This window comes from Akkermansia muciniphila, assembly GCF_018709685.1.
GTDB lineage: Bacteria > Verrucomicrobiota > Verrucomicrobiia > Verrucomicrobiales > Akkermansiaceae > Akkermansia > Akkermansia muciniphila_E.
Genome location: NZ_JABDHQ010000005.1, coordinates 51,381 through 63,476 on the forward strand (window position 1 = coordinate 51,381; position 12,096 = coordinate 63,476).

The following is a 12,096-nucleotide window of genomic DNA, read 5'->3' on the forward strand; positions in this document are numbered from 1 at the left end:
TGCCCGGGAGATTTTCCAATGCCTGCCTATCCCATCACGGAACAACCGGGGCGCCCGGGAATCATCACCGCGTATTTCATGATTTACGTCGTCTGGGGGTCCACTTATTACTTCATCGGGAGGGCTCTGGAGGATTTCCCCCCGTTTTTGCTGGGCGGCCTGCGCTTCTGCGCCGCCGGGTTCCTTCTCCTGCTGGCGGCCCGCGCCCGGGGGGAGGGCGTTTTCCGGAGCGCCCTGGTCCGGAAGTCCGCCGTCAGCGGCGTCATCCTCCTTTTTGTGGACATGGCCGTGGTCATGCTGGCCCAGCGGTATTTGAGCAGCAGCCTGGTGGCTATCGTCGTCTCCTCCACGGCCATCTGGATCATGGCGCTGGACGCTCCCATGTGGCGCAGGAATTTCCGGAGCGTTTCCGCCCTGGCGGGCATGGGCGCCGGATTCCTGGGGGTGGGGCTTTTGTTCGCGGAGCAGGCGTTTCAGGAAGAGGGGGGCGGCCAGGGGGCGCAGGGAATTCTTCTGCTCGTCCTGGGCTGCGTCTCCTGGGCCATGGGCACGCTGTACGCCAAGTACCGTTCCTGCGCGGAGGAAGCGGTGAATAACGTGGGCGGAGCCGCGTGGCAGATGCTGGCGGCGGGGGCCATGTTCTGGTGCTGGGCCCTGGCCCGGAGGGAGCCGGAGGAAATGAACTGGGCGGACGTTCCCGCGTCCGCGTGGCTGTCCCTGGCTTATCTGGTGCTGTTCGGTTCCATTCTGGCGTATACCAGTTATATCTGGCTGCTCAAGGTGCGGCCTGCGGCGGAGGTGGGCACGCACGCCTATGTCAATCCGCTGGTGGCCGTGGTCCTGGGCTGCGCGGCCGGAGGGGAGGGAATGACGTGGGTGCGGATGGCCGGGCTGTGCATCATCCTGGGCAGCATCGCGCTGGTCAGGAGAACCCCGGCGGAAGCTCCATCCGGGGAGGAGAAGGGGCTTTTCCCGGACCGCCCCGTGGAGTACAGGAGGGAAGTAGCCTGCCGGGGAAGTGAAAAATGAATGTTTTCACGAGTCCGTTTTTTATGAAATGAGTTTTATGACAGTTAATATCCATTGAATATAAATACATTAAAAATGATGAACCAGAAAATGCTAAAAATGCTTTGCATTACAGTTACTATAATGAATAGCCTGAAGGAAGAAAGAGGAAGGCATGATTGGCGGCCAGCGCCGTTCCCATTTCTTTCCGCTCCCTCCCTTTGCCGGGAGTCCGTCACCGCCGCGTAAACGGCACGCCATGAATATCAGAAGAACATTTTACCAAACCATGACCATGACCAAGAGAATGATTAAAAACACTTCCTACGAAGGGGAACGCCCCTTGTTTGCCTCCCATCATTTGAGACTGGAGGACGTCACGATTTATCCCGGAGAGTCCGCCCTAAAGGAGTGTTCCGACATTGAAGCCGTGCGGTGCGAGTTCCGGGGCAAGTACCCCTTCTGGCACAATGACGGCCTCCTGATCCAGGATTGCCTGTTCCGGGAAGGCGCCCGCGCCGCCATCTGGTATTCCCGGAACCTGCGCATGCAGGATACGCGGGTGGAGGCGCCCAAGATGTTCCGTGACATGGACGGAATGGTGCTGGAGAACGTGGTCCTGACTGATGCCCTGGAGTGCTGCTGGCACTGCCGGAATGTGGAGCTCCGCAACGTGCAGGCGGACAAAGGCGATTACCTGTTCATGCACGGGGAGAATATAGACATTGACGGCTTCCGCCTGAACGGGAATTACTCCTTCCAGTATTGCAGGAACGTAGTGATCCGCCATGCGGAGATCCATTCCAAGGACGCCTTCTGGAATACGGAGGACGTGACGGTGTATGATTCCGTGGTGGACGGTGAGTATCTGGGCTGGCATTCCAAGAACCTCCGCCTGGTGAATTGCCGTATTTCCGGCACGCAGGCGCTGTGCTACGCGGAGAACCTGGTGCTGGAGAACTGCACGTTCGGGGAGGATGCGGACCTTTGCTTTGAGTACTCCTCCGTCCGGGCGGAGATCAAGGGGCGCGTCCACAGCGTCAAGAATCCGCGCAGCGGCCGCATCGTGGCGGACAGTTACGGAGAGATCATTCTGGACGGGAACTGCAAGGCCCCGGCGGACTGCTCCGTTGAAACGGCGAAAACCCAGTCGGGAGAAGCGGCATGAAGTACGATTTTGACACAGTGGTTCCGCGCCGCGGCACGAATTCCTACAAGTGGGATTCCATGCCCGCGGGGGACATCCTCCCCATGTGGGTGGCGGACATGGATTTCCGCACGGCCCCGGCCGTGACGGAGGCCATCCGGAAGAGGGCGGAACACGGCATCTTCGGCTATACGCGGGTGCCGGATTCCTATTATGAGGCGGTGGTGAACTGGTTTGCGCGCCGCCACGGCTGGAAGATCAGGCCGGAGTGGATGATTTACACCACGGGGGTGGTTCCCGCCCTGTCCGCGATCATCCGGGCGCTGGCCTCTCCGGGGGACAAGGTGCTGGTGCAGACGCCGGTGTACAACTGCTTTTTCTCCTCCATCCGCAACAACGGCTGCGTGGTGGAGGAGAATCCGCTGAAGTATGAGGACGGGAAGTACACCCTTGATGTGGAGGACCTGAAACGGAAAGCGGCTGATCCCGCCGTCAAGCTCCTGCTCCTGTGCAATCCCCACAATCCCGCCGGGCGCGTGTGGACGAGGCTGGAGCTGGAGAAGATCGCGGAGATCTGCCGGAGAAACGGCGTGCTGGTGGTGGCGGATGAGATTCATTGCGAGCTGGCGTATCCCGGCCATCCCTACACGCCCTTCGCCTCCCTGTCGGAGGAAGCCCTGCGCCATTCCGTCACCTGCATTTCCCCCAGCAAGGCCTTCAATCTGGCGGGCATCCAGATCGCCAACATCGTCGCGGCGGATGAGGAAATACGGCAGAAGATAGACAAGGCAATCAACATTAACGAGGTGTGCGACGTGAACTCCTTCACCGTGGACGCGCTGGAGGCAGCCTACAACAACGGGGAGGAATGGCTGGAGGAGCTGAAGCTCTACCTTTACCGGAATTATGAAACGGTCCGGGACGTGCTGGGCGGCCGCCTGCCACAGCTCCGCGTGCTGCCGCTGGAAGGCACGTACCTGGTCTGGATGGACTGTTCCGCGCTGGGGCTTCCCGAGGCGGAAATCGTCCGCCTGCTGGAGGAAGAAGGCCGCGTGATGGTGAACGGCGGGGAAATGTACGGGGAGACGCAGGGCTGCTTCATCCGCCTGAACATCGCCTGTCCCCGGAAATTGCTGCTTGAAGGGCTGGACAGAATCTGCCGGACCCTGGATGGCCGCGTTTCCGGAACATGAACGAGCCCGGCATTCCCGGGCGGCCTCGCAGGAAAATAACAAACAATCAAGTTACCATGGGAAACAACATGACAAGAAGAGCGTGGCTCCAGTCTTCCACAGCGGCCCTGGCGTCTCTGGCCTTGCCGGAATACGCGCTGGGGGCGGCAGCAGAAAGGAACGGGGCGTCCGGGGTATGGATGACGAAGGAGATTTCTCCGGAAGCGCTCGTAAGGATTTATGAGGCGCTGGGGCTCCCCGCTTCCGGCAGGGTGGCCGTCAAGATCAGCACCGGGGAGCCCGGAGGCCATAACTTCCTGAGCCCGGACCTGATCAGGGACCTGGTGCGCCGCGTGAACGGCACCATCGTAGAGTGCAATACGGCTTACGGCGGCAAGCGCTCCCGGACGGAGGACCATCTCAAGGCCGCGAAGGACCACGGCTTTTCCGACATTGCCAGGGTGGACATCATGGATGCGGAGGGAGAGTTCACCATTCCGGTGAAAGACAGGAAGCACCTGGAATACGACATCGTGGGAAGCCATTTGAAGAATTATGATTTCATGATTAACCTGGCCCACTTCAAGGGGCATGCCATGGGGGGCTTCGGCGGGGTGATCAAGAACCAGTCCATCGGCGTGGCGTCCGCAAGCGGCAAGGCGTACATCCATTCCGCAGGAAAAACGCGGGACGTTTCCGCCGTGTGGAACAATCTGGCCACGCAGGACGATTTCCTGGAATCCATGGCCGCCTCCGCGCAGGCCGTGGCGGACTATTTCCGGGACAGGATTCTTTACATCAACGTGATGAACAGGCTGTCCATTGACTGTGATTGCGACGCCCACCCCCATGACCCGGAAATGAAGGACATCGGTATTCTGGCCTCCACAGACCCGGTCGCGCTGGACCAGGCGTGCCTGGACCTCGTTTATGCCGTCAAGCCTTCTCCGGGAGATAACAGCAGGCCGCTGATCGAGCGCATTGAAAGCCTCCATGGGAGGCATACGGTGGATTACGCCGAGAAGATCGGCCTGGGGAGCAGAAACTATGAACTGAAGGAACTTCCGCCGCCGAGGGGCGTTTGACAGGTCTTTTTTAATATCAATAAACAATACAAATAGAAACGATTATGGAAGAAGTAACATTGAATAACGGAGTGGTCATGCCCATCCTGGGCTTTGGCGTTTTTCAGATTCCGGACGCCGCGGAGTGCGAACGCTGCGTGCTGGACGCGATCAGTGTGGGCTACCGCTCCATTGACACGGCGCAGATTTACGGCAATGAAGAGGCCGTGGGCCGCGCGGCGGAGAAGAGCGGGGTGCCGCGCGAAGAATTGTTCCTCACCACCAAGGTGTGGATCACCAACGGCGGGTATGAAAAGGCGAAAGCCTCCATTGACGAATCCCTGCGCAAGCTGCGCACGGATTACCTGGACCTGCTGCTCATCCACCAGCCTTTCAACGATTATTATGGCACCTACCGGGCCATGGAGGAGGCGAACCGGGCCGGGAAGGTCCGCGCCATCGGCGTGAGCAATTTTTATCCGGACCGCTTTGTGGACCTGGCGGAGTTCTGTGAAATCAAGCCCGCCGTCAACCAGGTGGAAACGCACGTGTTCAACCAGCAGGTGAAGGCCCGGGAGCTGATGGCAAAGTACGGCACGCGGGTGGAATCCTGGGGCCCCTTCGCGGAAGGCCGCAACGGGTTTTTCACGAACCCGGTCTTGAAAGACATCGGAGAGAAGTACGGCAAGACCCCGGCGCAGACGGCCCTGCGCTTCCTGATCCAGCGCGGGATCATCGTCATTCCCAAGACGACCCACCGGGAGAGGATGGAAGAGAATTTCAATGTCTTTGACTTTGAACTTACCCAGGAAGACATGGGCGCCATCGCCAGGCTGGACCGCGGGGAAAGCCTTTTCCTGTGCCATCAGGACCCGGAATCCGTCCTGTACCTGATCAATTACGGGAAGCAGTAATTCACATGAAGTACCGGGAAGATGACAGGACATTCATTTAAAAGGCTTTGCGTAGCTTTCTCCGCCTGCTTCTGCTGCGCGGGCGGCTTATCTGCCGAGAGTAATAACGCTAACACTGACAGGATCATGAACGAAAAACTGAATTTAACGCAGGAATGGGACAAGGTGTTCCCGGAAAGCGGCAAGGTGGACCACCGTAAGGTGAGCTTCCGCAACCGCTACGGCATTACGCTGGCGGCGGATTTGTACGTGCCCCGGAAGGCTGCCGGGAAGTTGCCGGCTATCGCCGTTTCCGGCCCCTTCGGAGCCGTGAAGGAACAATCTTCCGGACTTTATGCCCAGACGATGGCCGAGCGGGGTTTTCTGGCGATTGCGTTTGATCCCTCGTATACGGGAGAGAGCGGGGGAGAACCCCGTTACGTCGCCTCCCCGGACATCAACACGGAGGATTTCTCTGCAGCCGTCGATTACCTCTCCACCCGCGACGACGTGGACCCCGAACGCATCGGAATCATCGGCATTTGCGGCTGGGGCGGCATGGCCTTGAACGCGGCGGCTATCGACACCCGCATCAAGGCGGCGGTAACTTCCACGATGTATGATATGAGCCGCGTGAACGCGAACGGCTATTTTGACGCGATGGATGCCGGCGCCCGTTATGAACTGCGCCAACGGCTGAATGCCCAGCGCACCGCCGATGCCAAAAACGGTTCCTATGCGCTCGCCGGGGGCGTGCCCGATGCTCTGCCCGCGGATGCCCCCGCGTTCATGAAGGATTACTACAATTACTATAAGACGGAGCGCGGCTACCACAAGCGTTCGCTCAACTCAAACGGCGGATGGAATGTCACCTCCGCGCTCTCCTTCATGAATATGCCCCTGCTGGCGTACAGCGGGGAAATCCGCAGCGCCGTGCTCATGATTCACGGAGAAAAAGCCCACTCGCGCTATTTCAGCGAGGATGCCTTCAAGAAGCTGAAGGGGGATAACAAGGAGCTGATGATCATTCCCGGCGCAAGCCATGTGGATCTCTATGACAATCAGGCCGGGGTTATTCCTTTCAACAAAATAGAGCAGTTCTTTCAGGAGCATTTGAAATAGGCGGTTCTGCGGCTGGCTCCCCAGGAACAGCGTTACGGTGAGTAACTTGAAATGGGAGTCATCCGCCGGTTTCCGGCAGGGGGGCAGGGCAGTTTTCTTTTCCGTCCCGCAGGATTCAGGTAATTTTTAAGGAAGAGACACATGATACTGATTTTCGGAGCGTTGCTTGCGGTTTACGTTTTCTGCCGCGCCATCCTGCCGCTGAGGCTGAAATGGGGCTGGAAGGTCCTGCTTGCCGTCCTTCTGGCGGTGGCGTCATTCAAATTCCACCTGCTGCATTTGTTTGGCGGCCCCATGTTTTTCTCCCCGGTTCTGCCGGAAGGAGTCCTGCTGGCGGCCGCGTGGCTGTTCTCCGTTCTTTTCCTGTTCTTTTTCCTGCTGCTGGCGGCGGACGTGGTGCGTCTGCTGTACCTGCTGGTTCTGTTCTGCCTGCGGAGGAAGAGGACGGAACAATTCCGCATCATTGGCAACCGGGTGAACCTTGTGCTGCTGGTTATGGCCGCCGCGCTGGCTACGGTGGGGATGGTCGGCGGTACCGCGGTGCCGCGGGTGAGGGAGGAGGCGATTGCCGTGAATCATTTGCCGGAGGGTGCGGACGGCCTGACCGTCGCCGTGCTGGCGGACCTGCACGTGGACGGCATCACGCGGGCGGACCGCATCCGGAAGATCGTGGAGCGCACGAACGCCCTGAATCCGGACATCGTCATTATCGCCGGGGACTTTGTGGACGGGACGGTTCCCGTGCATGGGGATGATTTGAGGCCGCTTGCGGATTTGAAGGCCAGGTACGGGGTGTTCGGCGTGCCGGGCAATCATGAGTATTATTCCGGTTATGAGGAGTGGATGGAGTTCCTGCCCACCCTGGGCATCCGGATGCTTTCCAACGGGCATGTGCTGACGGGAGAGGGAGGCGCAGTGGTGCTGGCCGGGGTGACGGACCCGGTGGCGGCCATTATGGGGAGGGAGGAGCCGGACATCCGCAAGGCGCTGGCGGGGGCTCCGGAAAAGGGAGTGCGCATCCTCGCCTCCCATCAGCCGCGGCTGGCCCCGGAAGCGGCGGAACACGGCGTGGACCTTCAGGTTTCCGGCCATACGCACGGCGGCATGATTGCCGGAATTGACCGGCTGGTGGCCCGGTTTAACGAGGGCTTCGTTTCCGGGCTGTATACGGTGGGGGATATGAAGCTGTACGTCTCCAACGGAGCCGGAATCTGGAACGGCTTTCCCATCCGCATCGGAGTTCCTTCGGAAATTATTCTTCTTCGACTAAGTAAGAAATGGTGAGGTGTGTTGTTTCTATATATCACTCTGTTGGACACTGAGTCGTTGAATTTGTTGTATTTGTAGGAGAAGTAATAATTTTTTTTAATGTATCATCGCCAATAAATTCGGTTAATTTAATTAGTTCCCCTTCTTTGACATGATACTCTTGGTGTAAAATTGACTTTATAGAACCTATCATAATGTGACCATTCAGACAGCACTGTTGATTGGCATTAAAATAATTAATAGCTTCTATTGACTCTGTTCCTCGTCCACCTGCTCTCATTGAATCTAATCTTCGATTCAAATATTTTTCTAATGATTGATGGTGGGCATATTCCGTGGCCCTATCAACTATATTTTGGACCTTATCTAAATCAATAGGTATGCCTTGATCAGCGAGGATTTTTTGTATATGCTTCGAAGAGCAAAAATACATTTCCAAATCATTATACTTAGTGACAAAGCAATGCAATTTTTTTTCTTGTTCTATTTTGTTTATAAAATCAGTTACCTCATCTATGGTCATACCGTCACGATCTCTATGAATAATTATTTTTAAATCTTCTCTAAAATGTTTCAAACATTTTGATACATAAATAGCTGAATCAATTTTAGAACATCCTTCATATGGTAATATTACAAATGATTTGGTGTCAAATCCAGAACATTGCAATATAAGACTAAGCAGTTTGTGACTATTAGGACAAGCATCCTCAGTTGCAATGACATATTTAATATTTGGATCACGATATACATCATATTCATCTAATGCACCAATTTCCATTAAAATATCATATTCAGAATAATTATGAGGTTGTGATGTTCCGTTCTTTAACAGTGTTACTTGAGCATTTTTCCTTAGTGCTCCCACCAGATGTCTGGAATGAGTGGAAATAATAATGTTTCTATTTTTTTGAGCTAATTGTAATATCATTTGAGCTAACATTTTCTGATTATTCGGATGCAAATGAGAATCTGGTTCATCCAATAATAATAATTGTGGTTCAAAATAATTCATATATGCGCATATTTGTATAGCTTGTAACACGCCAGTTCCTGTCGCATCAATAGGTTTTGTGTATTTTGAATTATTGACCAGTACTTCGATCATACCATCATTCTCTAAGCGCGGATTAATTTCAATACTGATGTCGGGAAATATGGAATTAAGGTCATTAAGAAAGTTTTTATATTTTTCAGTGTCTGTACTTAAGTTATATAAAACATTTCTAAGGACAGTATTGCAGTCACCTCTTGCTGCAGCTCTGCGTACAGCTCCAATAGAACGGTATTCTTCATAAAACGGTATCCCAGCTAATCCTGGAACATACATACTAAAAACTGGATTTAGATTAGCCATTTTTTGACATAATTCTTTGCCAGAATACGACACTACAATATTTTTATTACGTCCTTTTTTTATGATTATTTGTCCTTTGTTAATATTATTTCCATTTTTTTCTTCTAATTCAATAGACATATCACACCCAGACCCCTCACGTAATGGCTCATTACCATGAAGTAGGGCATACACATTACTTATGGGAGAATAAATAATTCTTTCTGGAGAAAGCGATTTAGATTTTGGATTGTCATCATATTGCATTGAAGATTCTAATGCCATTGTTTGTAAAAGAGAAGCTGCAAATTGTAATGCTTGTAGAGCACTGCTTTTTCCTGCGTTATTCCCTCCTATTAATACATCTACTCCATGCAAGATTAGCTCAAAACTTTCAATACTTTTAAATCTTTCAATTTTAATTCTCGTTATCATAGTATTTATTAATATTTATATTTATATATTTAGTAGTATTTTTTTATGTATCAAAAAATTAAAAATAATAATAAATGAGTATAATAAAATATCAAGTGGAATAAAGGTTAGTGCCAAATTTTCATTAATAATATATAAATGAAAAACATGTTGACTTATAGTTGCTCTAACGTTTAGACAGGGATAAGGAACAAGGTTCATGCACGGGGACTGCGGGATGAAGACGTTTTCATCCCAGGCTGTTTTCTGCGTGGCCTTCCAACCCAGACATTAAATTTATGAAAACAATATCAATGATATGCACGCTGGCGGCCGTCCTGATGACGGGGGCCGGATGCTCGGGACAGGAACAGCCGAAGGTTTCCGCGGAGCCTGCCAAAGTTCTTGTGGCCTACTATTCATGGGGCGGCAATACGAAGTACGCCGCCGCGCAGATTCAGAAGGCGACGGGCGGGACCCTGTTTGAGATCAAGCCGGCCAGGCCCTATCCCGCCGAGTACCGGGAATGCACCGTGCAGGCCAAGAAGGAGATTCAGGAAGGCTTCAGGCCGGAACTCGCCTCCAAGGTGGAGGACATCGGCAAGTATGATGTGATTTTCATCGGCAGTCCCAACTGGTGGAGCACGATTGCGCCGCCGGTCGCCGCTTTCCTGGCAAGTTATGATCTTTCCGGAAAAACGGTGATTCCGTTTGTGACGCACGGAGGCGGCGGCATGGCGCGCTGTGGGGAAGAGGTGCGGAAGTTGTGCCCCAAGTCCACCGTTCTCAAGGGCGGAGCCTTTGCCGGAGAGGGCATCCGGACGTCCAGGGCCGCCCTGGTCAAATGGGTCAATGACACGATCACCATCAACAAATAATGCTCCTGATGAAACGAACCCTTGCGGGAATGGCTTTTTCCCTCGCCTGCCTGATGAACCTTTCAGAAGCCAAAACCATGAATAACGATACAAGCGCCTTGTCGCCAAAAGAACAGCAGATTGCCGCCATCAGCGCCCATACGGCCCGGGGTGACATGCCCGGCCTCCGCAATGCCCTGGCCGCGGGGCTGGACGCCGGACTGACCCTGAACGAGCTCAAGGAGGTGCTGGTGCAGATGTACGCCTACTGCGGCTTCCCCCGCAGCCTGAATGCCCTCAATGAGTTGATGGTTCTGGCGAAGGAGCGGGCCGCGCGCGGCATTAATGATACGGCGGGTGCCGAAGCGGGAGCTCCGCCCGCCGGAAAGAGCATTGACTTTGGCACGGCCAATCAGACGAAGCTTTGCGGCGCTCCGGTGAAGGGGGACCTTTTCCTGTTCGCCCCGGCCATTGACGAGTTCCTGAAGGCGCATTTGTTCGGGGACATTTTCGGCCGCGACAACATGGACTGGAAGACCCGGGAGCTCGCCACCATTGCGGCCCTGGCGGCCATGGAAGGCACGGAAAGCCAGTTGAATTCCCACATCCGTATCGGCAGGCACAATGGCTTGACTGACGAGCAGGTGAAGGCCATTCTGGCCGTGTCTTCCGCCTCCGCAAAGAAGGACGCCTTCCCCACGGGGGAGCCGGCCCCGGCCAATTTTACCGGGAACGCCTGGGTAGCCATGCTGGTGGACAATAAGGATTACGACCTGTCCGCCTATAACGTCACCTTTGCCCCCGGCACGCGGAACAACTGGCACAGCCATTCCGTGGGGCAGGTGCTCCTCTGCACGGAAGGCGCGGGATATTACCAGGAGCGCGGCAAGGCCGCCCGGCGTCTGGCGCCCGGTTCCGTGGTGGAGATTCCGGCTGACACGGAGCACTGGCACGGCGCGGCTCCGGACAGCGGATTCGTCCACCTCGGCATCACGCCCAGGGCCGCTTCCAACAAGACAACGTGGGGAGGTCCCGTGACTGACGCGGAGTATGCGGAGGCGACGGGAAGCAGATAAAAACGCCGGGACAGCCCTGCGTTCCGTTCTTTCCCGGGGAGACGGAAAGGAGCGGGTTCTCCCTGAGCGGGAATACGGAAGGGCCGGGAATTCCAGCGGAATTCCCGGCCCTGCTTTTTACGTTTTTTGAGGGAGCGGCCTATTCCTCCGGAGCAATGTTCGGTTCGCTCGCGCTGGCGTGGTTCAGCGGGTTGCAGCTGTCCGGCCTGTGGTTGTCCAGCAGGTCCTGGTAGAATTTCTTCTTGTATTTCAGGACCTCCATCTGTTTTTTCAGGATGCGGAGCTGTTCCCGGAGGCTTTTCTCCTGCTTGAAAATCAGTTCCGCGCGTTCCGGAATGGTGGTGTCCCCCTCCTGGCACAGGTCAATGTAGTGCTTGACGCCTTCAATCGGGAGGCCCGTCATCCGGAGGCAGTGAACCAAGCGCAGCCAGCCCAGGGTGTAGTCTGAAAACATGCGGGCATTCCCTCCGCTGCGGTCCACATCTGGAATCAGCCCGGCGTTTTCATAATACCGGATGGTGTAGGCGGACATCTCCATCATTTCCGCAACCTGTTTCACGGTATATTTGGGGGTACGGTCATAGGAGGGCCGGTAGGCGCTGGATGGATTCTTTTGAGTGATCATCGTGCGGTTGATAGCTTACAGTTACTCTAATATACTTACTGGCGCGTAAAGACAAGCGTTTTGACGGGATTCAGGCTGGGAAGGCGCTGAAAACGCGTGGAAATCCATTAGTG

11 protein-coding genes are annotated in these 12,096 nt (G+C 54.8%); 9 read left to right on the forward strand and 2 right to left on the reverse strand.

What is annotated here, in order from left to right:
* The first annotated feature begins 18 nt into the window (after positions 1-18).
* The 7 genes from HHJ06_RS04785 to HHJ06_RS04815 all read left to right on the forward strand — a co-directional run bounded on the left by HHJ06_RS04785 (position 19) and on the right by HHJ06_RS04815 (position 7,690).
* Positions 19-1,029, forward strand: coding sequence for an EamA family transporter (locus HHJ06_RS04785; RefSeq protein WP_215428092.1), 1,011 nt, complete (start codon positions 19-21; stop codon positions 1,027-1,029).
* A 274-nt stretch (positions 1,030-1,303) separates the two neighbouring features.
* Positions 1,304-2,176 carry a DUF3737 family protein gene (locus tag HHJ06_RS04790; protein WP_215428298.1) on the forward strand — a complete coding sequence of 291 codons (873 nt, stop codon included), beginning with the start codon at positions 1,304-1,306 and terminating at the stop codon, positions 2,174-2,176.
* The gene (locus HHJ06_RS04795; RefSeq protein WP_215428094.1) at positions 2,173-3,348 is read left to right on the forward strand and encodes a MalY/PatB family protein; all 1,176 of its coding nucleotides are present in this window, start codon (positions 2,173-2,175) and stop codon (positions 3,346-3,348) included. The genes HHJ06_RS04790 and HHJ06_RS04795 overlap by 4 nt, the downstream gene beginning before the upstream one ends.
* Before the next feature lie 68 nt (positions 3,349-3,416).
* Positions 3,417-4,412, forward strand: a complete 996-nt coding sequence (locus HHJ06_RS04800; RefSeq protein ID WP_251841419.1) for a DUF362 domain-containing protein — start codon at positions 3,417-3,419, stop codon at positions 4,410-4,412.
* Between the two features lie 44 nt (positions 4,413-4,456).
* A complete protein-coding gene (locus tag HHJ06_RS04805; protein ID WP_215428098.1) occupies positions 4,457-5,305 on the forward strand; it encodes an aldo/keto reductase in 849 nt (282 codons plus the stop codon).
* Between the two features lie 21 nt (positions 5,306-5,326).
* Entirely contained in the window at positions 5,327-6,406 is a 1,080-nt protein-coding gene (locus HHJ06_RS04810; RefSeq protein ID WP_215428100.1) for an alpha/beta hydrolase, read from the forward strand.
* A 141-nt stretch (positions 6,407-6,547) separates the two neighbouring features.
* Positions 6,548-7,690 (forward strand): metallophosphoesterase, encoded by a 1,143-nt coding sequence (locus tag HHJ06_RS04815; RefSeq protein ID WP_215428102.1) that lies wholly within the window; start codon positions 6,548-6,550, stop codon positions 7,688-7,690.
* A gap of 19 nt (positions 7,691-7,709) precedes the next feature.
* Here the strand turns inward: HHJ06_RS04815 and HHJ06_RS04820 are convergent, their stop codons facing one another.
* Positions 7,710-9,446: an AAA family ATPase gene (locus HHJ06_RS04820; RefSeq protein ID WP_215428104.1), complete on the reverse strand. Its 1,737-nt coding sequence runs from the start codon at positions 9,444-9,446 to the stop codon at positions 7,710-7,712.
* A gap of 278 nt (positions 9,447-9,724) precedes the next feature.
* Between HHJ06_RS04820 and HHJ06_RS04825 the strand changes: the two genes are divergently transcribed.
* Both HHJ06_RS04825 and HHJ06_RS04830 read left to right on the forward strand, forming a co-directional pair.
* Entirely contained in the window at positions 9,725-10,303 is a 579-nt protein-coding gene (locus HHJ06_RS04825) for a flavodoxin (RefSeq protein ID WP_251841421.1), read from the forward strand.
* A gap of 8 nt (positions 10,304-10,311) precedes the next feature.
* Positions 10,312-11,358 (forward strand): carboxymuconolactone decarboxylase family protein, encoded by a 1,047-nt coding sequence (locus tag HHJ06_RS04830; protein ID WP_215428106.1) that lies wholly within the window; start codon positions 10,312-10,314, stop codon positions 11,356-11,358.
* 139 nt (positions 11,359-11,497) lie between these two features.
* Here the strand turns inward: HHJ06_RS04830 and HHJ06_RS04835 are convergent, their stop codons facing one another.
* Positions 11,498-11,983, reverse strand: coding sequence for a MerR family transcriptional regulator (locus tag HHJ06_RS04835; RefSeq protein ID WP_215428108.1), 486 nt, complete (start codon positions 11,981-11,983; stop codon positions 11,498-11,500).
* Positions 11,984-12,096 lie beyond the last annotated feature (113 nt).

What these genes read in the sequence shown, in the direction of transcription:
- HHJ06_RS04825 (WP_251841421.1), top strand. Translation starts at nt 9,725, where the DNA reads ATGAAAACAATATCAATGATATGCACGCTGGCGGCCGTCCTGATGACG.
- HHJ06_RS04810 (WP_215428100.1), top strand. Translation starts at nt 5,327, where the DNA reads ATGACAGGACATTCATTTAAAAGGCTTTGCGTAGCTTTCTCCGCCTGC.
- HHJ06_RS04795 (WP_215428094.1), top strand. Translation starts at nt 2,173, where the DNA reads ATGAAGTACGATTTTGACACAGTGGTTCCGCGCCGCGGCACGAATTCC.
- HHJ06_RS04785 (WP_215428092.1), top strand. Translation starts at nt 19, where the DNA reads ATGCCTGCCTATCCCATCACGGAACAACCGGGGCGCCCGGGAATCATC.
- HHJ06_RS04820 (WP_215428104.1), bottom strand. Translation starts at nt 9,446, where the DNA reads ATGATAACGAGAATTAAAATTGAAAGATTTAAAAGTATTGAAAGTTTT.
- HHJ06_RS04815 (WP_215428102.1), top strand. Translation starts at nt 6,548, where the DNA reads ATGATACTGATTTTCGGAGCGTTGCTTGCGGTTTACGTTTTCTGCCGC.
- HHJ06_RS04835 (WP_215428108.1), bottom strand. Translation starts at nt 11,983, where the DNA reads ATGATCACTCAAAAGAATCCATCCAGCGCCTACCGGCCCTCCTATGAC.
- HHJ06_RS04830 (WP_215428106.1), top strand. Translation starts at nt 10,312, where the DNA reads ATGAAACGAACCCTTGCGGGAATGGCTTTTTCCCTCGCCTGCCTGATG.
- HHJ06_RS04800 (WP_251841419.1), top strand. Translation starts at nt 3,417, where the DNA reads ATGACAAGAAGAGCGTGGCTCCAGTCTTCCACAGCGGCCCTGGCGTCT.
- HHJ06_RS04805 (WP_215428098.1), top strand. Translation starts at nt 4,457, where the DNA reads ATGGAAGAAGTAACATTGAATAACGGAGTGGTCATGCCCATCCTGGGC.
- HHJ06_RS04790 (WP_215428298.1), top strand. Translation starts at nt 1,304, where the DNA reads ATGACCAAGAGAATGATTAAAAACACTTCCTACGAAGGGGAACGCCCC.